Source organism: Rhizobium sp. SAFR-030, assembly GCF_059415005.1.
The window spans coordinates 385,931-405,995 of the sequence record NZ_JBPFDO010000003.1 but is presented as its reverse complement, the minus strand read 5'-3'; the positions used below and the strand labels follow the sequence as shown (position 1 = coordinate 405,995).

The 20,065-nt window shown below is 63.1% G+C and carries 22 protein-coding genes; 6 read left to right on the top strand and 16 right to left on the bottom strand.

Annotation, left to right across the window (positions count from 1 at the left end; translation table 11 throughout):
* Position 1 precedes the first annotated feature (1 nt).
* Together ACR65N_RS11475 and ACR65N_RS11470 are read right to left on the bottom strand one after the other, a co-directional pair.
* Positions 2–559 carry an Nmad2 family putative nucleotide modification protein gene (locus tag ACR65N_RS11475; protein WP_440457105.1) on the bottom strand — a complete coding sequence of 186 codons (558 nt, stop codon included), beginning with the start codon at positions 557–559 and terminating at the stop codon, positions 2–4.
* Positions 556–1,248: an iron-containing redox enzyme family protein gene (locus ACR65N_RS11470; protein ID WP_440457104.1), complete on the bottom strand. Its 693-nt coding sequence runs from the start codon at positions 1,246–1,248 to the stop codon at positions 556–558. The genes ACR65N_RS11475 and ACR65N_RS11470 overlap by 4 nt, the downstream gene beginning before the upstream one ends.
* A 165-nt stretch (positions 1,249–1,413) precedes the next feature.
* Here ACR65N_RS11470 and ACR65N_RS11465 point away from each other — a divergent pair, with 165 nt between their 5' ends.
* Positions 1,414–1,869: a DUF3828 domain-containing protein gene (locus tag ACR65N_RS11465; protein ID WP_440457103.1), complete on the top strand. Its 456-nt coding sequence runs from the start codon at positions 1,414–1,416 to the stop codon at positions 1,867–1,869.
* 988 nt (positions 1,870–2,857) lie between these two features.
* Here ACR65N_RS11465 and dusA read toward each other — a convergent pair.
* The gene (gene dusA / locus ACR65N_RS11460) at positions 2,858–3,895 is read right to left on the bottom strand and encodes a tRNA dihydrouridine(20/20a) synthase DusA (protein WP_440457102.1); all 1,038 of its coding nucleotides are present in this window, start codon (positions 3,893–3,895) and stop codon (positions 2,858–2,860) included.
* A gap of 191 nt (positions 3,896–4,086) precedes the next feature.
* Here dusA and ACR65N_RS11455 point away from each other — a divergent pair, with 191 nt between their 5' ends.
* On the top strand, positions 4,087–4,788 hold the full coding sequence (locus ACR65N_RS11455) for a fumarylacetoacetate hydrolase family protein (RefSeq protein ID WP_440457101.1): 702 nt from the start codon (positions 4,087–4,089) through the stop codon (positions 4,786–4,788).
* Between the two features lie 21 nt (positions 4,789–4,809).
* Positions 4,810–5,337 carry a gamma carbonic anhydrase family protein gene (locus ACR65N_RS11450; protein WP_440457100.1) on the top strand — a complete coding sequence of 176 codons (528 nt, stop codon included), beginning with the start codon at positions 4,810–4,812 and terminating at the stop codon, positions 5,335–5,337.
* Between the two features lie 13 nt (positions 5,338–5,350).
* On the opposite strand, the gene ACR65N_RS11445 is transcribed toward ACR65N_RS11450, so the two are convergent.
* Genes ACR65N_RS11445 through ACR65N_RS11435 form a run of 3 tightly spaced genes read right to left on the bottom strand, consistent with a single transcriptional unit; the run spans position 5,351 to position 7,627 of the window.
* Positions 5,351–5,764 carry a Fur family transcriptional regulator gene (locus ACR65N_RS11445; RefSeq protein ID WP_440457099.1) on the bottom strand — a complete coding sequence of 138 codons (414 nt, stop codon included), beginning with the start codon at positions 5,762–5,764 and terminating at the stop codon, positions 5,351–5,353.
* Complete coding sequence (locus ACR65N_RS11440) at positions 5,761–6,588, bottom strand: metal ABC transporter permease (RefSeq protein WP_440457098.1); 828 nt, start codon at positions 6,586–6,588, stop codon at positions 5,761–5,763. Before ACR65N_RS11440 ends, ACR65N_RS11445 begins: the two co-directional genes overlap by 4 nt.
* Complete coding sequence (locus ACR65N_RS11435; protein ID WP_440457097.1) at positions 6,581–7,627, bottom strand: ATP-binding cassette domain-containing protein; 1,047 nt, start codon at positions 7,625–7,627, stop codon at positions 6,581–6,583. Before ACR65N_RS11435 ends, ACR65N_RS11440 begins: the two co-directional genes overlap by 8 nt.
* A gap of 99 nt (positions 7,628–7,726) precedes the next feature.
* On the opposite strand from ACR65N_RS11435, the gene znuA reads away from it, so the two are divergent.
* Positions 7,727–8,782, top strand: coding sequence for a zinc ABC transporter substrate-binding protein ZnuA (gene znuA / locus ACR65N_RS11430; RefSeq protein ID WP_440457096.1), 1,056 nt, complete (start codon positions 7,727–7,729; stop codon positions 8,780–8,782).
* A 98-nt stretch (positions 8,783–8,880) separates the two neighbouring features.
* On the opposite strand, the gene ACR65N_RS11425 is transcribed toward znuA, so the two are convergent.
* The 3 genes from ACR65N_RS11425 to gnd all read right to left on the bottom strand — a co-directional run bounded on the left by ACR65N_RS11425 (position 8,881) and on the right by gnd (position 12,037).
* Positions 8,881–9,207: an RcnB family protein gene (locus ACR65N_RS11425; RefSeq protein ID WP_430303867.1), complete on the bottom strand. Its 327-nt coding sequence runs from the start codon at positions 9,205–9,207 to the stop codon at positions 8,881–8,883.
* Positions 9,208–9,421: 214 nt separating this feature from the next.
* The gene (gene mgrA, locus ACR65N_RS11420; RefSeq protein WP_440457095.1) at positions 9,422–10,465 is read right to left on the bottom strand and encodes an L-glyceraldehyde 3-phosphate reductase; all 1,044 of its coding nucleotides are present in this window, start codon (positions 10,463–10,465) and stop codon (positions 9,422–9,424) included.
* Positions 10,466–10,600: 135 nt separating this feature from the next.
* Positions 10,601–12,037 (bottom strand): NADP-dependent phosphogluconate dehydrogenase, encoded by a 1,437-nt coding sequence (gnd, locus tag ACR65N_RS11415; RefSeq protein ID WP_440457094.1) that lies wholly within the window; start codon positions 12,035–12,037, stop codon positions 10,601–10,603.
* Positions 12,038–12,237: 200 nt separating this feature from the next.
* Here gnd and ACR65N_RS11410 point away from each other — a divergent pair, with 200 nt between their 5' ends.
* Positions 12,238–12,657: an SRPBCC family protein gene (locus ACR65N_RS11410; protein ID WP_440457093.1), complete on the top strand. Its 420-nt coding sequence runs from the start codon at positions 12,238–12,240 to the stop codon at positions 12,655–12,657.
* A 2-nt stretch (positions 12,658–12,659) separates the two neighbouring features.
* Here the strand turns inward: ACR65N_RS11410 and ACR65N_RS11405 are convergent, their stop codons facing one another.
* From ACR65N_RS11405 to ACR65N_RS11375, 7 genes are all read right to left on the bottom strand, one after another.
* A complete protein-coding gene (locus ACR65N_RS11405; protein ID WP_440457092.1) occupies positions 12,660–13,595 on the bottom strand; it encodes a lipid A biosynthesis lauroyl acyltransferase in 936 nt (311 codons plus the stop codon).
* A gap of 6 nt (positions 13,596–13,601) precedes the next feature.
* A complete protein-coding gene (locus ACR65N_RS11400; protein ID WP_440457091.1) occupies positions 13,602–14,630 on the bottom strand; it encodes a zinc-binding dehydrogenase in 1,029 nt (342 codons plus the stop codon).
* 66 nt (positions 14,631–14,696) lie between these two features.
* A complete protein-coding gene (locus tag ACR65N_RS11395; RefSeq protein WP_440457090.1) occupies positions 14,697–15,986 on the bottom strand; it encodes a beta-ketoacyl-ACP synthase in 1,290 nt (429 codons plus the stop codon).
* A 10-nt stretch (positions 15,987–15,996) separates the two neighbouring features.
* The gene (locus ACR65N_RS11390; protein WP_440457089.1) at positions 15,997–17,202 is read right to left on the bottom strand and encodes a beta-ketoacyl-ACP synthase; all 1,206 of its coding nucleotides are present in this window, start codon (positions 17,200–17,202) and stop codon (positions 15,997–15,999) included.
* A 29-nt stretch (positions 17,203–17,231) separates the two neighbouring features.
* Entirely contained in the window at positions 17,232–17,702 is a 471-nt protein-coding gene (locus tag ACR65N_RS11385; RefSeq protein ID WP_440457088.1) for a 3-hydroxyacyl-ACP dehydratase FabZ family protein, read from the bottom strand.
* Between the two features lie 23 nt (positions 17,703–17,725).
* Entirely contained in the window at positions 17,726–18,004 is a 279-nt protein-coding gene (locus tag ACR65N_RS11380; RefSeq protein WP_034477251.1) for an acyl carrier protein, read from the bottom strand.
* A 141-nt stretch (positions 18,005–18,145) separates the two neighbouring features.
* Complete coding sequence (locus ACR65N_RS11375; RefSeq protein ID WP_440457087.1) at positions 18,146–19,105, bottom strand: nucleoside hydrolase; 960 nt, start codon at positions 19,103–19,105, stop codon at positions 18,146–18,148.
* 174 nt (positions 19,106–19,279) lie between these two features.
* On the opposite strand from ACR65N_RS11375, the gene ACR65N_RS11370 reads away from it, so the two are divergent.
* Positions 19,280–20,065: a TSUP family transporter gene (locus tag ACR65N_RS11370; protein ID WP_440457086.1), complete on the top strand. Its 786-nt coding sequence runs from the start codon at positions 19,280–19,282 to the stop codon at positions 20,063–20,065.

The following is a 20,065-nucleotide window of genomic DNA, read 5'->3' as shown; positions in this document are numbered from 1 at the left end:
ATCACTGGATCTTTTTCAGCTCAAATAAAAGCGTATCTACTTGCTTGCCGTCAAGTTTTCTCCACCGAGGAACTATGTCATCAAGCCGGTTAGCTCTCTGGCCGAATGTTACTTGCAATATGTCGAGTGTCTTATTGCGGCTAGATTCCACGGCCTGATGCGACTCGATATATACCTTATTGCCGCCGGTAATGTAATTTTCGCGCCTCTTCTCGAAGTTGTTATGGTCGTCTAGATCATGATGCCTTCCGTCCTTATCAACAATTATATTACCAATGACTTGTCCCTTTTCATTTCTCTGCAATCTAAACTCCGGATACTTTAGGTTAGCCTCTATTGCCGATATCTTCTCGTCTACTTGGAAGCCTCCCACGATGTACGGAGCTTTTTGCGGTATCTTGCCGCTAATGCAGAACACCCAGTCTCCCAAGTCCACCGCCTTTCTGATATTTGGCATACACGCGCCGAGCGATGCCTTTTTTCCGAAAATCGGATCATTAAATGTCCAGCCAGCTTCCGGATCGGCGCCCTTGTAGAGCTTGTAAATGTACCCCTTCATTTCCCATTCCAATACGTGTTAGCGCCTGTTGCTGCTTGCAGCATACCATCGTAGTGAAGACTAGTAGCAACAAACGCGTCCCGAATTGCCAACCCCAATTCCTTAGAAAGGGCTTGAGCGAGAGGTGAACCTAGGGTCTCAAGCGCTCTTTCGCCATGCACCTCGTCCATAGGGCCATGAAGCTGATACGTTTCGAACGACCCTGGCTGGAACCGATACGTATTCAGATAGGCATCATAAATCTTTGGACACAGCTTACTGTAGTAGAATTCTACGCATCCCGCGCCAATCATGTGATGTAGCGGGCCACGGTCAGCGATGCTCTTGTAGAGCGCAATCGCCGCTATATTACCGGGCGTGGAGACTGCGGTTCGCAAGTCAGAAGACGTAACGCCATTAGCCAACAAGAACTGTTTGATTAGTTCGGCATGGCTTTGGCCGCCATCTGTGCCATAGCATTCCTCCACGACGGTTTGATGGAGTAGCTCGTATATTGTGTCGTCTAAGTGCTTGGCTGCTACGGCAGAATGCTCTCGAAAAATCTTGCCTATTTCAGACCGCAAATAATGCTGCACTTCCGCCTTTAAGACTTGTTCGGCACTGAGGCCCCCATTGATAATAGCCACCCAAAGAGGATGATCATGAAATGGAAATAGATCGTAATATGCGAGAGCTTCTTCACGCTTCATGTAGCTTTCCTCTCCTGATCGTTCGTATGATAGCGTTGGCTCCTCCGCCACTTCAACTACCTCGATCCAAAAATTTCAACTTAGAGTGATGCCGTGTAGTCCCAGACATGGAGATTGGGTATTGCCCACCCTCACTCCCCCCACACCCCCTGTTGGACCATCCCCATGCGCTTCCTCCTCCTTGCCTTCGCGCTTCTCGCACTCCCCGCCCATGCGGCTGAGACCTTTAAATCCCCGCAGGCGCTGATCAAGGCGCTCTACGCCTATGACACGGCCGAGACGGCAGAGGATGCGCCCTCGCCCTACCAGCCGTTCTTCTCGCGCGGGTTGAACCGGCTGTTCCAGGCGGACCGCGACACGACCGCCGATGGCGAGGTGGGGGCGGTGGATTTCGACCCGGTGAATGCCGGCCAGGACGGCGAGGCGAAGGGCGTAAAACTGTCAGCCCCGATCCTCCTCGACGATACCGCCGAGCTGGAGGTCAGCTTCCGCAACGGCGCCGAAAAGGTCACGCTCTACTACACGCTGAAGCGCGAACAGGGCGGCTGGAAGGTCGACGATATCGCCAACCAGCAGGGCGAATATCCGTGGAGCCTGCGCGACCTGCTCGGCGGCCAGTAGCCGGCGAGCGGGGATATTTCCCGACCCCTCTCCGAGCCCGTACAAGGGGTTGGCGTTTTCCCATCCCCGCCCCCGTTTGCGCGCCGACAATGGCGCCGTTCCGCAGCGGTTACACCAGAAGGCGTTCTGGCGATGCGGGGCCGGTGCGGTTCATGGGGGGCAGACGCAGAACCTCATGGCCCGGGTCCGGGAAAATGATCTCCCTCCGGCAGATGCGGGGGAAATGGCCAGGGCCTCGGATGTCGGCCTGCCGTTTTCAAAAACCCGTCGTACTGCGCCGGACGTGCCTGTGTGGCGCACAAGGGAAGCGGTTGCATGTTCTGGCCGCGCCGCCCGCGGCTCCGTCGGTTGCCCATCTTGGGACACCGGGACGGGCGGCGGATGAGGCCAGACCCCGCCTCCTGCAGAGAGATCGCAGTCCGGGCAAAAACCACCGAGCGGGGCGCTGAAAGGTGTCATTTCTACTCAACCTCCGAGGCAGCTTTCAGCGCTCCGGCCGATGAGATCGAAACGGTTTTTGGAGAACCACGGGCAGGTCCTGCCGCGTGACGGCTTTTGGCTGCCTGGCGCAAAGGAGAGTGCGGGCGATGACCACGCAAGCGACGATCGGTCCCAAATCCCTCCGGCTGCTGCTGGCCGTCGCCGAGGTGCTGGAGCTGCCGAAAACTTCCTGTGGCATGCGCGCCTGCCGGCGTTCCGGGCGCTGCTGCGCCGGCCGCACGCAGACCCCGCTCTGCTGCGGCTTGTCCGGGCTGCGCCAAGAGGACGCGGTCAAGGCCATCGCGTTTCTGGCCTGTTGCTGCGAGCTCCTGCGCGATTTCGACAGCGCGTCGGCGACGGTCGAGACCGCAGAGCCGGAAGCGCCCGCATGGCTCGCCGAGGTGCATCCGCCCCTTCTGCCCTTCGTCATTGACGTCGGCTACCGTCTCGTCGGGCTCGCCCGGCAGCGGCGTTTCCGCCGCTGGCTGAAGTCGGTCGGCGCCTGGCCTCAGCCGGCCAGCCGGTCTGCCGCAGGAGAACCGGCGGTCTTCGAGCCGCCAGCGATGTCGACGGCGGCGAACGCCTCAGAAATCAGCTCCGGCCCGATGCCGGGCTTGGTTGCCTCCGAGGACAGCAGCTGCCGGTAGCGCCGTGCACCGGCAAATCCCTGGAAGAGGCCCACCATGTGGCGGGTGACGTGGTTCAGCCGCCCGCCCGAGGCGATCACCCCGGCCGCATAGGCCATCATCGTGTCGCGCAGCTGCTGCCAGTCCGGGTCGCTCGGCGCATCGCCGTAGATCCCGTGGTCGACCTCGGCCAGCAGGCCGGCATTCTGGTAGGCGGCGCGGCCGAGCATCACCCCGTCCACATGGGAAAGATGGGCGCGCGCCTGGTCGAGATCACCGATGCCGCCATTGATGCCGATGAAGACCTGCGGGTTTTCGCGCTTCATCCGATAGACGAGGTCGTAGTCGAGCGGCGGGATGTCGCGGTTTTCCTTCGGCGAAAGCCCCTGCAGCCAGGCCTTTCGCGCGTGGATCCAGATGGCGTCGGCGCCGGCCGCCACCATGCGGGCCAGGAATTCGGGCAGCACCGCCTCCGGCTGCTGGTCGTCGACGCCGATGCGGCATTTGACCGTGAGCGGCACGTCGCTCACCTGCTTCATCGCCGCGATGCAGTCGGCGACAAGCTCCGGCGTGCGCATCAGGCAGGCGCCGAACGTTCCCGATTGCACCCGGTCCGACGGGCAGCCGACATTGAGGTTGATCTCGTCATAGGCAAAGTCGGCGGCGATCTTGACTGCCTCGACGAGCTTTTTGGGGTCCGAACCGCCGAGCTGCAGCGCCACCGGATGCTCGGCGGCGTGATGCGACAGCAGCCGCTCGCGCGGCCCGTGGATGATCGCGTCGGCCACCACCATTTCGGTGAACAGCAGCGCGCGGCTCGACAGCTGCCGGTGAAAGAAGCGGCAGTGACGATCCGTCCAGTCGATCATCGGGGCGACGGCGAAGATTTTTTCGCCGGCGCCAGGCGCATTCGCATACATTTGGAAAACCTCGTTTGCGCCCGCTCATACAGGAAACAGGCGCCGGAGAAAAGATTGGGCCGCCCGCGTCCCCATGCGCTCCACCGGCGCTATGATGGTCGAAGCGTTGATGACAGGAAGCGCAAGACAAACCGGCCGGGCTGTTTTAGGAAGGAAGCGAGACACATTTCCAACCTCCCAAGGACATGCCCATGACCGAACCGACCGCTGCGAAAACCGTCATTCCGGCCCCTGCCCCGGTGCTCCTCCCGGTCGAAGGCTCGACGGATCTTTTTCCGGTCCGCCGGGTCTACTGCGTCGGTCGCAACTATGCCAACCACGCGATCGAGATGGGACATGATCCGTCGCGCGAGCCGCCCTTCTTCTTCCAGAAGAACCCGCAGAACCTGCTGACCTCAGGCCAGTTCCCCTACCCGCCGCTGTCTTCCAACGTGCATTTCGAGGTCGAGTTGGTGATGGCGCTGAAGACGGGCGGCAGCGACATCCCGGTCGAGCGAGCGCTGGATTGCGTCTGGGGCTACGGCGTCGGCGTCGATTTCACCCGCCGCGACCTGCAGGACGCGGTGAAGAAGGCCGGCCGGCCGTGGGAGGCCGCCAAAGCCTTCGAGGGCTCGGCGCCGGTGTCGGCCCTGGTGCCGGTCGAGCAGTCCGGCCATCCGCAGACCGGCGAGATCTGGCTCGAGGTCAACGGCGACCGCCGGCAGACGGGCGATCTGGCCCAGATGATCTGGAAGCTGCCGGAAATCGTCGCGGAACTGTCGAAGCTGTTCACGCTCGCTCCCGGCGACGTCATCATGACCGGCACGCCGGCCGGCGTCGGCCCGGTGGTGCGCGGCGATCGTGTCGTCTGCGCCGTCGAGGGCCTGGCCGTGCTCGAGATTGCCGTCGTCTGAACCGCCTGAGGAGAACCGATCATGCCGCTATACGCCCTGGGCGAATTCGAACCGAAAACGCCGGCGCCGGACCGTTTCTGGGTGGCACCCGGTGCGCATGTGATCGGCAAGGTGGAGATCGGCGAGGATGTCGGCATCTGGTTCGGCGTGACGATCCGCGGCGACAACGAGTGGATCACGCTCGGCGCCGGCACCAATGTGCAGGAAAACACCGTCATCCATACCGACTGGGGCTTTCCGGTAACGATCGGTGCCGGCTGCACCATCGGCCACGGCGCCATCATCCATGGCTGCACGATCGGCGACGATGCGCTGATCGGCATGGGTGCGACGGTGCTGAACGGCGCGCGCATCGGCAACAACTGCCTGGTCGGCGCCAATGCGCTGGTCACCGAAGGCAGGGAGTTTCCCGACAACTCGCTGATCGTCGGCTCGCCCGCCAAGGCCATCCGCACGCTTGATGATGTCGCCGTCGAGAAGCTCAAGGCGTCGGCGGTAAACTACGCCGCCAACTGGAAGCGCTTCGCACGGGAGATGAAGCCGCTGTAACGAGCGGAAAGGTTCAGCCGGCGCAGGCCTCGCAGCGGCCACGCAGTTCGATGGTGGTCTTCTCGGCCCGGAAACCGGTCTGCTTGGCCCATTCCGTCAGCCGGTCGTCCATCGCATGGTCATGGAATTCCTGCACCTGGCCGCAATTGTCGCAGATGGCGAAGGCCACCGTGCCGTGGTGGCGGCAGCAGCTTTCCTCCACATGCGAGCAGGCGACGAAGGAGTTGAGGCTTTCCAGCCGGTGCACGAGGCCAAGCTCCAGCAGCTTGTCGAGCGCCCGGTAGACCTGCAGCGGCGCCCGAAAGCCGCTGTCGCGCAGCCGGTCGAGAATGGTGTAGGCGCTCATCGGCTGGTCGGCGCGGGTCAGCGCGTCGAACACCAGTGTCTGGTTCTTGGTGAGGTTCGGTGTTTGCGGCTGGGTGTTCATCGGGCATCTCCGCTGACCGTCGAGGTCTTGGCCAGTCTGCGTCCCGCCATCGGCAGGAGGCTCAGCATGAAAAGGATCAGCGCCGCGACGACGATCGACGGGCCGGATGGGCTGTCGCCGTAGAGCGAGCCGAACAGGCCGCCGGTCACCGACAGGGCGCCGACCACCGAGGCGATCAACGCCATGGTCTCGGGGCTTGCGGAGAACCGCCGGGCGGTGGCGGCGGGAATGATCAGCAGCGCGGTAATCAGCATGATGCCGACGATCTTCATGGCGATGGCGATCACCAGCGCCATCAGCAGCATGAAGAGCAGCCGCGCCCGCTCCGGCTGCAGGCCTTCTGCCTCCGCCAGGTCATGGCTGACGGTGGAAGCGATCAGAGGGCGCCAGAGGAAGGTCAGCGATACCAGCACGAAGGCGCCGCCCACCCAGATCAGCAGGATGTCGGGGATCGTCACGGCCAGGATGTCGCCGAACAGGAAGGCGATGAGGTCGATCCGCACCCACGACATGAAGGCGACCAGCACCAGGCCGATGGCAAGCGTTGCATGCGACAGGATGCCGAGCAGCGAATCCGCTGACAGCCCCTGGCGCCGCTGCAGGAACAGCAGCAGCAGCGAAACGCCGACGGCAACCGCAAACACGCTGACCAGCAGGTTGACCTCGAAGAACAGCGACAGCGCCACCCCAAGCAGCGCCGAATGCGCCATGGTGTCGCCGAAATAGGCCATGCGCCGCCAGACGACCAGGCAGCCGAGCGGCCCGGTCGTCAGCGCCAGTCCGATGCCGGCGAGCAGCGCGCGGATAAAAAAGTCGTCAAGCATGGCGTTCGTCGTCCCCGCTACCCTGCCGGCGACTATGATCGTGTTCATGGTCTTCGGCATGCGAATGAGAGTGGGAATGGGCATGAGAGTGGGAATGCGAATGGCTGGCGGAGACCGCAGGCGGCAGATGCGAATGCCCGGTATGATCGTGTCCCGGTCCGGCGGAGTTCTTTGCGCCCGAGCTCGCGCCCGCGCTGTGCGCATGCGTATGCGCGTGATCGTGCGCGCCGTCATCCGCGTGATGGCCGTCATCCGGATGGCAATGGTCCGTCACGCTCCCGTCGCTGTGCCGCACCCGGCCGTCAGGCAGGTGCTCGTGGTCATGGCGATGGTCGTAGAAGGCAAGTCCGCGAGCGGCGCCACCGAACAGCTGCCGGTAGTCGGCGCTCTGGCTGACCGCGTCCGGCGTCCCGCGACAGCAGATATGGCCGTTGAGGCAGATCACCGTGTCGGTGCTCGCCATCACCACGTGCAGGTCGTGGGAAATCATCAGGATGCCGCAGCCGGTGGTATCGCGCAGCCGGCCGATCAGATCGTAGAGGGTCGTCTCGCCGGCGAAATCGACGCCCTGCACCGGTTCGTCCAGCACCAGCAGGTCGGGCTTGCGGGCGATCGCGCGGGCCAGCAGCGCCCGCTGGAATTCGCCGCCGGAAAGGTGCTGCACCTCGGCTTTCAGCAGATGCGGAATGCCGACTGCCGTCAGCGCCTCCTGCAGCACCGGCTGCGAAAGCCGGCCGGTGAGGTGCATCAGACGCTCGACTGTCAGCGGCATGGTCCAGTCGATCGACAGTTTTTGCGGCACGTAGCCGATGGTCAGCGATCCGCTGCGGGAGACCGCCCCCTCGTCCGGCTTCAGCACGCCGATCGCAAGCTTGGCCGTCGTCGATTTGCCGGCACCGTTGGGTCCGATCAGCGTGACGATCTCGCCGCGGCGGATCGACAGGTCGATCCCGCGCACCAGCCAGCGTCCCTGTCGGCGCACCCCGGCGCCCGTCAGCGAAACGAGTTGCCCGTCACCGGGCGGCGAATGCATCAACATCAAAAATCCTTGGACGGTGTTGCCCTCTGCTATGACACGCGTTATAGCGTAACACAACCCAATGTAATAACATTACGGATGCGTTCAAGGAGTTGTGCTATGACGAAAACAGGGATCCGACGAACCGCGGGACTGTCGGCTGCACTCATGGCTTCGGCCATGCTGATGGGTGCAGGCGGTGCGCTCGCCGCGCCGGATGTCGTTGTGTCGATCAAGCCGATCCACTCGCTTGTCGCCGGCGTCATGCAGGGGGTCGGCGTGCCGACGCTGATCGTCGAAGGCGCTGCCTCGCCGCACACCTATTCGATGAAGCCTTCCAACGCGCGCGCCGTGCAGAATGCCAACGTGGTGTTCTGGATCGGTCCGAGCATGGAGGCCTTCCTCGACAAGCCGCTTGATGCGCTGGCCGGCAAGGCCGTCGTCGTGGCGCTGCAGGATGCGCCCGGCCTGGAAAAGCTGAAATTCCGCGAAGGCGGCGCCTTCGAGGCGCATGACGATGGCGACGAGCACGAGCACGGTCACGCGGATCACGATGCCACGGAGGCTGGCGCCGATCACCAGCACGAGCATTCCGGCGACGATCACGCCGCCGACGATCACGCGGGCCATGACCATGCGGGCCACGGCCACGAGGGCTTTGACGCCCATCTCTGGCTGGATCCGGAAAATGCCAAGGCGCTGGTGAAGGAGATCCAGGCAAAGCTTGCAGCCGCCGATCCGGCCAATGTCGAGGCCTACAGCCGCAACGCCATCGCGCTTCTGGCGCGCATCGACACCATGGACGGCGACATCGCCAGGCAGATCGCCCCGGTGAAGAACAAACCCTTCGTCGTCTTTCACGATGCCTATCAGTATTTCGAGCATCACTACGGCGTGAAGGTCGCAGGCTCGGTCACCGTCTCGCCGGAGACTGCACCGGGCGCCGAGCGGCTGCGTGAGATCCAGTCGAAGATCGTCGATCTCGGCGCCACTTGCGTGTTTGCCGAACCGCAGTTCACCCCGAAGCTGATCAACGTCGTGACCGAGGGCACCAGGGCGCGCCACGGCGTGCTTGATCCCGAGGGTGCGACGCTGAAGGAAGGACCGGATCTGTACTTCGATCTGATGAATGGCCTGTCGTCGTCGCTGGTCGAGTGCCTCGGCAAGGACAGCTAGAGCAGAACCGTCTGGAAGGGCCAGGATCTTGGATGGCCCTGAACGCAGAAAAGCCGCCGGGATCCCCGGCGGCCTTTCGAATAGTCCTGGTCCAGCCTTTAGCGACCGGCCATGATGCTGGAAATGATGCCGCTGGTGACGCCGATCAGCAGGAACTGGTTGTCGACGCGCACCCACTGGTAGCCGCGCGGCGGAGCCGAAAGGCGGTGGCTGCGATAGTCACGAACCGCGGCAGCGCGGGCGCGTTCGGCGCGGGTCATGCGGTGACCCTTGTTCCAGCGCTGCTTCTTGACGATCGTCTTCTTGACGATCGTACGCTCGACGGTGCGGTGACGATCGGGACCATGGCCGCGGTAGTCCTGCGCCATCGCCATCGGCGCGGCAAGAATGGTGGCGGCGGTCAGGATGGAAATGAAAGCCTTCATCGGGCGTCTCCTCGTATGTCTTGTTCAACAGCCTGACCCTAGGTGCCGAGGGGTGAACGGCAGATGAACCGCCACATTACAATTCGGCAATGAAATGAGCCGCTTGTTCCAACTCGTTTACGCCGCACCTGAAGCGCCTGCGGGTCACCGATACGAAAAAGCCCGGCGCTCGGCCGGGCTCTGACGATGACGATGACGACGCGGACCGAAATGCTTAGCGGGCCGGACCTTCGCGTTCTGCCGAGGCCGCCCAGAGATTGATGTCGGCATCCTTGGCGAAAACCTCGATCTCCGCCAACTCCTTCGCCGAAAAGTCCGGCCTATCCAGCGCCTGCACGCAATCCACCACCTGCTCCGACCGGCTCGCACCGATCAGCGCCGAGGTCACCCGCCCGCCGCGCAGAACCCAGGCGATCGCCATCTGCGCCAGCGTCTGGCCGCGCTTCTCGGCGATCGCATTGAGACCACGCAGGTTGCCGATATTGCGGTCGTCGAGGAAGGCCGGACGCAGCGACTTGCCCTGCGCCGCGCGGCTGTCATCGGGAATGCCGCCGAGATACTTCGATGTCAGCATGCCCTGGGCGAGCGGCGAGAAGACGATGGAGCCAACGCCGAGATCCTCGAGCGTATCGAGAAGCCCGTCCTCCTCCACCCATCGGTTGATGATGGAATAGCTCGGCTGATGGATGATGCAGGGCGTGCCGAGAGCCTTGAGGATCTCTACCGCCTCGCGGGTGCGCTTCGAGTTGTACGAGGAGATGCCGACATAGAGGGCGCGGCCGGAGCGGACGATATGGTCCAGTGCGCCACAGGTTTCCTCGAGCGGCGTGTCGGGGTCGAAACGATGGGAGTAAAAGATATCGACGTAATCGAGCCCCATCCGCTTCAGCGACTGATCGCAGGATGCGATCAAGTACTTGCGGCTGCCCCATTCACCGTAGGGACCCGGCCACATGTTGTAGCCGGCCTTCGACGAAATGATAAGCTCGTCGCGATATCCGGCAAAGTCGGTCCGCAGGATCTCGCCGAACGCGGTTTCAGCACTGCCCGCCGGCGGACCGTAATTGTTGGCGAGATCGAAATGGGTGATGCCGAGGTCGAAGGCGGTCCGGCAGATATCCCGCTTGCGCTCGTGCGGCGTGTCTTCGCCGAAATTGTGCCAGAGACCGAGCGACAGCGCCGGAAGCTTGAGGCCCGAATGACCACAACGATTGTACTGCATGCGGGAATAGCGATCGTCAGATGGCTGCCAGCCCATGGATATCTCCTCCGTCTTGAAAAGAACCCGTCCTCCCTCAGGACGGAAAAGCCGTGCGCGATGTTGGACGCGCACGGCGGTCGCTCAAGGCCGCGGACCGGCGAAGATGCCGGGTCCGCAGATGTCGTTCATGGATCAGGCGCCGGTTCCCAGCCCGCTCCCCCAGGGGCCGTGCGGGCGATCGATACCGTCGACGCGCTCGAAGCCGTGCGCGCCGAAGAAGTCGCGCTGAGCCTGGATGAGGTTCGCCGTGCCGCGACCGCGGCGGTAGGTGTCGAAGTAGGACAGCGCCGAAGCGAGCGCCGGAACCGGCAGCCCGGACATGACGGCCGTCGAAACGACTCGGCGCAGCGAGGCGTCGGTTTCCTTGACCAGCGCCGAAAACGCCGGCGTGACGATCAGGTTGGCGATATCCGGGTCCTTGGTGAAGGCCGAGGTGATCTCGTCGAGGAATTCCGAGCGGATGATGCAGCCGGCACGCCAGATCTTGGCGATCGTTGGCATCGGCAGGTTCCAGTTGTACTCCTTGGACGCTGCCGCCATCACCGCAAAGCCCTGCGCGTAGGCGGCGACCTTGGCCGCCAGCAGCGCGTTCTCCAGATCGTCGAGGAAGGCCATTCCGTCGATACCGGGCATCGCCGTCGTCTGCGGTAGGCCGAAGATCTCCTCGGCGGCAACCCGCTCGGCCTTCTGCGACGACAGGATACGGCCGGCGACCGCGGCCTCGATGCCCGTTGCCGCCACGCCGAGGTTCTGCGCCTCGATCACCGACCACTTGCCGGTGCCCTTCTGGCCGGCTGCGTCGAGGATGACGTCAACCATCGGCTTGCCGGTAATCGGGTCGGCAGCCGACAATACCTTCTCGGTGATCTCGATCAGGTAGCTGTCCAGCCGGCCGGTGTTCCAGCGGCCGAACACCTGGGCGATCTCGGAGGCCGACAGCTTCAGCCCGTCGCGCAGGATGCCGTAGATCTCGGCGATCATCTGCATGTCGGCATATTCGATGCCGTTGTGGATCGTCTTGACGAAATGGCCGGCGCCGTCGTTGCCGAGCCAGGCGACGCAAGGCTCGCCGTCGTACTTCGCGGAGATCGAGGTCAGCACGCTCTCGACGCGCTTCCAGCTGTCTTCCGTACCGCCGACCATGATCGACGGGCCGTGGCGCGCGCCTTCCTCACCGCCGGAAACCCCCATGCCGATGAAGGTCAGCGGGCTGTCCTTCAGCGCATCGAAGCGGCGCATGGTGTCGCGGAAATTGGCATTGCCGGCATCGATCATGATGTCGCCGGCCGACAGGTAGGGCTTCAACAGTTCCATCTGCTGATCGACCGGATCACCGGCCTTGATCATGATGATGATCGGCCGCGGCGGACGGATGGCAGCCACGAATTCTTCGAGTGTTTCGCAGGGAATGATCTGCCCCTGCAGGCTTCCGGCCTCGGCATAGAACTTCCGGGTCGCTTCCGGCGTACGGTTGAAGACCGCGATCCGGTTGCCTTTTTCGGCGATGTTCAGTGCGAGGTTGGACCCCATAACACCAAGGCCGATAAGGCCGATTTCTGCCTGTTCCACGAAAATGCCTCCATAGGGATCGGGATGCTGTTTTGGCACTGCATATGGCAAACAGCAAGGCGATTGGCGAGGAGCGGCAATGAAATTTACTGACGATCGGTCTCGTCCGCACCCGCTATGCAGCAGGATTGAAAGGCTTCCTTGCCAGGCCCGTCAGCTGCGCCATAAACATAGGAAAGATAAACAGGAAGGAGCAACGCATGGCACCGATGGAGAGCCGCATCGTCCACCTGGCGATCAACAGGGACTGGCGCAGCGTCTACGATTTCGCCCATCGTCCCGAAAACATGTCTCGCTGGGCATCGGGGCTCGGGGAAGGCCTGAGGGCGGACGGCGACGGGTGGCTGGCCGATGGCGGACCGCTTGGCGAGGTACGGGTGAATTTCGCAGCGCCGAATGCTCTGGGCGTCATAGACCATGTGGTCGACATGCCGTCCGGCCTGCGGGTCCACAACGCCTTCCGGATCGTGCCGAATGGCGATGGTGCCGAGGCGATGTTCATGGTCACCCGCCTGCCCGGCCAGTCGCCGGAGCAGTTCGAGGAGGATGCGCGGCATGTCGAGGTCGATCTGCAGCGGTTGAGGGAAATCCTCGAAACCGACGTGGAGACCAGCGTCTGACATCAATCCTTAAGGCTGTGCTTGATGTTCCAACGGTCGTGGTACCAGAGCCACTGCTCTGGATGTTCGCGTACCCAGCTCTCGACCTTGTCGTTGAGCAACTGGCCCATCGCCTGCACGTCGACGGCGCCCTTGTCGTTGCGGGCGATCTCGATCTTCGGCTCGATCTCCAGCCGGTAGCGGTTGTCGGGGAGCCGGATGCAGCGTGCCGGATAGACTTCGCAGTCGAACTGCCGGACGAGCTTGGCAAGCAGCGGATTGGTCTGCACCGGGTTGCCGAAGAACTGCGTCGACAGCCCCTTCTGGAATTTCTGGTCGACGAGGACGCCAATCCCCTTGCCCGCCTCCAGTTGCCGGGCGAGCGCGAACGACGATCCGGCATGCGAGGGAACGAGCTTGCCCATTCGGGCCGCCCGGAAGGAAAACACCTTCTCGGCAATGTAGGGATTGTTTGGCGGCCGGAACATCACCGTGACCGTCAGGCCGAAGGCGTTGCCGGCCACCGGCAACAGTTCGAAATTGCCGGTATGGGCGGTAAAGACGATGAACGGCCGTGGATTGTCGCGCAGATCGAGGAAGATCGGGATGCCCGAAACCTCCACCCGTCCCGGTGCCTGGCTCTCCGGGTCGAAATCGAACAGTTCGTCGAGGAATACGTATTCGGCCGCGAGCCGGCCCATGTGGCCCCAGCTGGCCATAGCGATCTCGTTCCGCTCGGCCTCGGATTTTTCCGGGAAGGCATTGGCGAGGTTGACCAGCATCAGCCGATGTCGCCGCGTGCGTGGCCCGATCTTGCGCACCAGCCAGTCGGCGAACCGGATCGCCGGATCGGCCGGCAGCAGCTTCAGCAGGTTGAGGAAGCTGAAGGCGACCTGCGCCACCAGCCATTGCTGGAAGCGGCGCAGTGCCAGAACGATCCGGGTGATCACCATCTTCACGGCGCGTCAGTCCATCCTGAGGATGATCTTGCCGAAGATCTGCCGCGACTCCATGCGCTCGAGCGCCTTGTCGATCTCGCCAAAGGTCACCTCGGTGTCGATCACCGGGTGGACGATGCCGCGCGCCATCTTCTGCATGGCATTCGCCATGTTCTCCATCCGACACCCGAAAGAGCCGAGCAGCTTCAACTGCTGCTGGAAGAGCATCATCAGGTTGACGTCCGTCGAGACGCCGGAGGTCGAGCCACAGGTGACCAGACGACCGCCGCGCTTCAGGCAGAACATGGAAGCGGCAAACGTGTCTTTGCCGACATGTTCGAAGACGACGTCGACGCCCTTCTTCTTGGTCAGCTTGCGCACGACGCCTTCAAACCGGTCCGTGCGGTAATTAATGACGTGGTCTGCGCCAAGGGCCTTGGCCCTCTCGATCTTGTCGTCGGAGCCGACGGTGGTGATTACCGTGCAGCCCATCTTCTTGGCGAGCTGGATCGCGGCGCTGCCGATGCCCGAACCACCAGCATGCACGAGGATCGTCTCGCCGGGCTCGAGCTTGGCGTTGTCGAACAGCATGTGTTCAACCGTGCCGAAGGTGACTGGCGCCAACGCGGCGGCAACCGCATCGATGCCCGGCGGTGCCGGAACGAGCTGGCGGGCCGGGATGTTGATCTTTTCCTGAGCGAAACCGTCGAGATGAAAACCGTGCACGCCGGCTACGTGTTCGCAGAGATTGTCGCGCCCTTCGCGACAGGGCTTGCAGAGACCGCAGGTGCGCGCGCCGTAGACCGAAACCAGTTGGCCGGGCAGAACGTTCGACACGCCGGGGCCGATGGCCTCGACGACGCCAGAGGCTTCCGCGCCGATCGTCAGCGGCATCTTGCGCTTGGCAAACGCCATGCCCCGCCATCCCCAGACATCGATGTGGTTGAGCGCCACAGCCTTCACCCGCAGCGTCACCTCGCCCGGGGCCGGCGCTTCGGGTTCGGGGATATCGACCGCTTCGAGACGGCGGTCGTCGATAAGTTGCAGAGCGCGCATAGAAGTTTCCTTATCACCCGGAGGCGTCAAAGATCATGGGGCCAACCGGCCGACTTGGAGCGCTGTTTAGGCTGGCTCCGCCGTCATGACAAGGCTGGCATTCTGACCGCCGAAGCCGAAGGAGTTCGACAGCACCGCCGTGACCTGCTGGTCGCGCTTCACGTTCGGCACGACGTCGAGCACGATCGTCGGATCCGGATTGATGTGGTTGATCGTCGGCGGAAGCGTGCCGGTCAGCATCGTCTGGATCGAGAACACCGCCTCGACCGCGCCGGCAGCCGTCAGGGTGTGACCGATCATCGACTTGTTGGACGAGCACGGGATCGCATCCTTCAGCCGGTCTCCGAAGACAGCCAGCATCGCGCCGTATTCCATCTTGTCGTTTTCGGGCGTCGAGGTTCCGTGGGCATTGATGTAGCCGATGGCGCCCTCGTCGATTCCCGCATCTTCCAGCGCCGCACGAATGGTGGCAATTGCCGGCCCGCCGTCGGGCGACGAACGGGTGCGATGGAAATGGTCGGCCTTTTCGCCGCAGCCCTTCAGGATGCCGAGCACCTTGGCGCCGCGGGCGACAGCCGATTCGAGCGATTCCAGCACCAAGGTCGCCGCGCCTTCGGCGATGACGAAGCCGTCGCGATCCTTGCTGAACGGCTTCGACGCCTTCTCTGGCGGATCGTTCTGCGTCGACAGTGCCGACAGAAGCGAGAAGCGGATCAGCGCCTCTGCACTGACCGATCCGTCCGTGGCAACCGTCAGCGCGCGGTCGGTGCGCCCCTGGCGGATCGCCTCGACCCCAAGCTGGATAGCCGTTGCACCGGAGGCACAGGCCGTCGACAGCGTCACCGGCAATCCGCGCGTGCCGAAGTAGTCCGAGAGCCGCTCGGAGATCGAACCGAACTGGGCGGCCTCGAGAAAGACCGGATCGGGACGTTCGCGCATGGCCGCCAGAAAACGATCATAGGCATCGCCTTCCACCTGCGCCGGCGGCGCACGATCGGCCAATTCGAACCTGGCGCTCCACTCGGGCTCGACCGGCGGTGCGGCAAGGAACAGCGGACCGCCGAAATCGCCGGACAGACCGGCCTGTGCCAGCGCCTCGACCGTCGTTTCGCGCGCAAACGCGAACGACCGCTCGACGGAGTTCGGACGCGGGATCTCGATGAAGTCGACCGTGCCGCTGATCCGGGTCGACAGACCCTCGGTGGGGAACCGTTCGATCGGATGAATACCGGAGGTGCCGGAAGTGAGCGCCGCCCAGTTGTCAGTCAGCCCCTGGCCGAGCGACGTAATGACACCCATGCCGGTAACGGCGACGATCGGCCGCCCCAGGTGATCCGTGAAAGCTGTGTTGGTCATGATGATGTCCTCAGCCGTTTGCCGACAGCACGGCGATACCTTCGCCGCGCAGATAGCCGACCGTCGTTACCACCGCATGGGACGCGCCGCCGCTCATCGGCCGCTCATGCTCGGCGTCGAAGGCCGGAACCTGTGCATGTCCGTCTAGCGCCAGCGCTGCGAGCGCCAGCCCCAGCGGAAACTGTGCTTCCATGGCGTGACCGGCAACCCCGCCATAGCCGCGGATCGCCGCGCCCGGGAATTCCGCTTCCAGCGACGCCCGTTCACGTGCCGCAAGATCGACCACGCCGCTCGATCCGGAAAATACAACCAGATCGCCCGTCGTCACGTCCGTCGCCAGACCAGCGAACCGGGCAAGTCGTGTTTCCAGGCCCCGATCCGCGCGGTTGCCGCGGTCGCCCTCGATCGCATCGATCTTTGCGTAGATGTGCGCACCGCGGGCTTCCGCATGGGTGCGGGATTCCATCACCAGGAAGGCGCCGACCGATCCCATCATCATCCCGCCGCCATTGTCGACAGAACGAGACCACAGCGGGTGCCATTCGCCCGTGGCATGGGCCTGGATGCCCTCTACCAGCAGGATGATGTCTGGACGTTCGGCAACGAAGGCGCCACCGACGAGCGAATGCGTCGACTGGCCGGCCTTGATGCGATGATAGGCGGTCTCGACCGCCGATATGCCGGCGGCTTCCTCGCCCATGAAGGTGCGCGACGAGCCGGTCACCTTGTGGACGATGGAGATGTTGCCGGCCATCAGGTTGGAAAGCTGCGCCAGGAACAGCGTCGGACGCAGTTCCGTCGTCAGCTTCTCGTTCAGCAACCGTTCGCGGTCGTTGCGCTTCAGACCTTCGTCGACGATCATCGAGTCGACCTTGATGTCGCGCTCGCCGCCGCCCGCTGCAACGATCATGTCCATCGACCCGCAGGCCTCGGCATCGTCCTTCAGGCCTGCATCGTCGAGCGCCAGACCTGCGGCGAACACGCCGAGCCGCTGCCAGTTCTCCATCTGGCGCTGATCGCCGCGCTTGGCGATCTGTTGCGACCAGTCGATCTCCGGCATCGGATGCACGGGATAGGGCGCAAACCGTTCGGTCTCGACGCGCGGCCGACCGACCTCGCCGCCCGTCAGCAACGCGATATGCGGCTCCTTGCCGACCCCCGCGCAGGTGACGATCCCGACACCGGTGATCACGACATCATTGTCTGAGCTGCTCATAGTGAGATCAATCCTTCTCGCCTGCCGGTTCACTCAGCGGCAAGCGCATCCATCAGCCCGACTTCCTCGGCCCGCTTGCGCACCACATCAGCCAGTGGCACCTCGTCGAACGGCATGGTCCGCAGCTTCAACTGCGCATCGCATACCCGCTTCCCCGCAACGGTGATCTTGGCCTTGGTCACGGCATAACCCGATCCCTCATGCTCCAGAAACACCTCTATGTCGAGGACCGCATCGGGTTCGACGAAGGTCCGCATCTTGGCGCCGTCGACCGACATCAGGAAAGGCATGGCGGCAAACCCGCTTGCCCCGAGCACCAGGAAGCCACTCGCCTGCGCCATCGTTTCGATCAGCAGCACGCCGGGCACCAGTGGCATGCCGGGGAAATGCCCTTCGAACACCGGGCTTTTCGAAGGCACGACGGATCGCGCCTTCAACGTCTTCGCGTTGAGATCGACCGCTTCGACGCGATCGATCATCTGGAAATATTCAAGAAGCATGAGGCCTCGCCGGCAGCGGCATTTCAGCCCTTGGCCGCCCTCAACTCGTCGATCTTGGCGCACAGGTTTTTCAGAACGAAGTATTCCTCGGTCGAAACCTTGCCTTCGTTGACTTCCTGCGTCCACTGCTCGAGCGGAATCTTGATGCCGAATTCCTTGTCGATCGCAAAGACGATGTCGAGGAAGTCCAGGCTGTCGATGCCGAGATCGTCGATCGTGTGGCTTTCCGGAGTGATGGTAGCCCGGTCGATCTCGCTCGTTTCGGCGATGATGTCGGCGACTTTATCGAAGGTAGCGGTCACGCTGATATCCTCTGAATGCTGATTAGTTAAGGTTCCACATAGGGAAAACCGGCTTCGATGCCAATGGGCCGCGAAGCTGGGAATGGAATTTTGCACCCGAACTGTTGCCTAAACAGCAACGCCGGGACCTGAAGCACTGGCTCAGAGAGCCTGACCCGAGACGATAGCCGCGCGGATCACCGCCAGCACCTCATCCGGCTGCACCTTCGTGCAGACGAGTTGGCTCGGATGACTGTCCCAATGGCCGGGGGGAAAGCCTCTGCTGTCCGGTTTCTGGATCGTCTGCCCGTCCGCAATCCCTCCGCACACCACGCGGATGGGGCCACTTCGGGTTTCAAAGAGATCCGGTCGGACGAGATAGACGCAGGCGCAGCTGTCGTGCACCACCATGCCGTCGCCGACCCGCGTCTTGTAGAATTCTATATAGAACTGGGAAATGTCGGACAGCAGCCTGACGTCCTCGCCGCCTGAAGCGACCATCTCCGCCAGGAAGCCACTTGTCATGACCGTCCGCATCGTCACGTCGAGGCCGATGACAACGACCGGCCAGGCGGCGGCAAACACCACGTCGGCGGCTTCCGGATCGCCATAGATATTGGCTTCCGCTGCGGGCGATACGTTGCCGTTGACGCCGAAGGCGCCGCCCATGATGACGACCTGCCTGACGAGGCCCGAAATTTCGGGATCGGCCTGCAGGGCAAGGGCGAGGTTGGTCATCCGCCCCACCGCAACAAGGGTGATCTCGCCGGGATGGGCGCGGACCGTGTCGATGATGAACTGGTGGGCAGGGCGACCGTCTTCGACGCGGTTGATGACGTCAGGGATGGCGACCTCGCCGATGCCGTTTTCGCCATGGATCGCGGTCGGCCAGTAGCCGCCCTTGCGATCTTCATCCAACGTGACGCCGGCACCCCGGGCGACGGGCGCCGGAATGCTCCACGCTTCACCGAGGTAAAGTGCGTTGCGGGTGGTGATGTCGATCGGAGCGTTGCCGAAAACTGTGGTCACGCCGACCAGATCGATCTGCGGGTGCTTGTGAAGGAACAGCAGCGCCATCGCGTCGTCGATGCCTGGATCCGTGTCGAAAATGACTTTGTGCATGGAAGACATCCCGAGAATTTGAAAAGCGGCGCACCATACCGCCGAAGTTCGAGGACGCAAGAGCGACGGTGCGGTGCGCAGTGGCTTTGTGACACGCGGATGCCCGGTTGCAATGCGCTCGGGCCGGTGCAACAAGACCGGCCTTGCCTCCTATCGCTTTGACGAGTCTTTCCCGTGCACGATCTCGCGCCCCAAGTTCTGTTGCTGCTGTTCCTTGCCGCCATTGTCGCCGGCTTCATCGATTCCATTGCCGGCGGCGGCGGACTGGTCACTGTTCCCTGTCTTCTGCTGGCCGGCATCCCTCCCCTAGAGAGCATCGCCACCAACAAGGTTCAGGGACCGTTCGGCGCTGCGTCAGCAACGATCGCCTATGCACGGCGCGGCCACGTCGATTTGAAAAAGCAGCTGCCGATGGCTCTCATCGCCGTGATCGCGGGCGGCGGCGGCGCGCTGATCGCGTCGCATGTGCCGGCGCGCGTGCTGGGTGCGGCCATCCCGGTCCTGCTCATTGGCATCGCGCTGTTTTTCGCCCTGAAGCCCAATCTATCGGATCTCGACAGCAGCCGTAGGGTTTCGCCGAGGATTTTTGCCGTCACCGCCGTGCCGTTGGTAGCGCTCTATGACGGCGTCTTCGGGCCCGGCGCCGGCTCATTCTACATGCTGGGCTTCGTGCTGCTGGCCGGCTTCGGATTGCTCAAGGCGACGGCGCATACCAAGCTTATCAACCTCGGCTCCAATCTCGGCTCGCTGCTGGTTTTCGCCATCAACGGCTCAATTCTATGGAAACTCGGGCTGATGATGGGCGTCGGGCAATTGATCGGCGCACAGATCGGTTCGAGGCTCGCCATGCGCGGAGGCGCGAAGCTGATCAAGCCGCTGCTGGTGCTTTCCTGCGTCGCCATGGCCGCCAAGCTGCTGTCTGATCCGAGCCATCCGCTTCGGCTGTGGCTGGGCGTCTGA

Bases quoted from the DNA above. Each gene is read 5' to 3' on its own strand.
- ACR65N_RS11435 (WP_440457097.1), bottom strand. From the start codon at position 7,627: ATGTTGATGCATTCGCCGCCCGGTGACGGGCAACTCGTTTCGCTGACG.
- ACR65N_RS11395 (WP_440457090.1), bottom strand. From the start codon at position 15,986: ATGACCAACACAGCTTTCACGGATCACCTGGGGCGGCCGATCGTCGCC.
- ACR65N_RS11385 (WP_440457088.1), bottom strand. From the start codon at position 17,702: ATGCTTCTTGAATATTTCCAGATGATCGATCGCGTCGAAGCGGTCGAT.
- ACR65N_RS11390 (WP_440457089.1), bottom strand. From the start codon at position 17,202: ATGAGCAGCTCAGACAATGATGTCGTGATCACCGGTGTCGGGATCGTC.
- ACR65N_RS11445 (WP_440457099.1), bottom strand. From the start codon at position 5,764: ATGAACACCCAGCCGCAAACACCGAACCTCACCAAGAACCAGACACTG.
- ACR65N_RS11450 (WP_440457100.1), top strand. From the start codon at position 4,810: ATGCCGCTATACGCCCTGGGCGAATTCGAACCGAAAACGCCGGCGCCG.
- ACR65N_RS11465 (WP_440457103.1), top strand. From the start codon at position 1,414: ATGCGCTTCCTCCTCCTTGCCTTCGCGCTTCTCGCACTCCCCGCCCAT.
- ACR65N_RS11400 (WP_440457091.1), bottom strand. From the start codon at position 14,630: ATGCGCGCTCTGCAACTTATCGACGACCGCCGTCTCGAAGCGGTCGAT.
- znuA (WP_440457096.1), top strand. From the start codon at position 7,727: ATGACGAAAACAGGGATCCGACGAACCGCGGGACTGTCGGCTGCACTC.
- ACR65N_RS11470 (WP_440457104.1), bottom strand. From the start codon at position 1,248: ATGAAGCGTGAAGAAGCTCTCGCATATTACGATCTATTTCCATTTCAT.
- ACR65N_RS11455 (WP_440457101.1), top strand. From the start codon at position 4,087: ATGACCGAACCGACCGCTGCGAAAACCGTCATTCCGGCCCCTGCCCCG.
- ACR65N_RS11475 (WP_440457105.1), bottom strand. From the start codon at position 559: ATGAAGGGGTACATTTACAAGCTCTACAAGGGCGCCGATCCGGAAGCT.
- ACR65N_RS11375 (WP_440457087.1), bottom strand. From the start codon at position 19,105: ATGCACAAAGTCATTTTCGACACGGATCCAGGCATCGACGACGCGATG.
- ACR65N_RS11410 (WP_440457093.1), top strand. From the start codon at position 12,238: ATGGCACCGATGGAGAGCCGCATCGTCCACCTGGCGATCAACAGGGAC.
- mgrA (WP_440457095.1), bottom strand. From the start codon at position 10,465: ATGGGCTGGCAGCCATCTGACGATCGCTATTCCCGCATGCAGTACAAT.
- ACR65N_RS11425 (WP_430303867.1), bottom strand. From the start codon at position 9,207: ATGAAGGCTTTCATTTCCATCCTGACCGCCGCCACCATTCTTGCCGCG.
- dusA (WP_440457102.1), bottom strand. From the start codon at position 3,895: ATGTATGCGAATGCGCCTGGCGCCGGCGAAAAAATCTTCGCCGTCGCC.
- ACR65N_RS11440 (WP_440457098.1), bottom strand. From the start codon at position 6,588: ATGCTTGACGACTTTTTTATCCGCGCGCTGCTCGCCGGCATCGGACTG.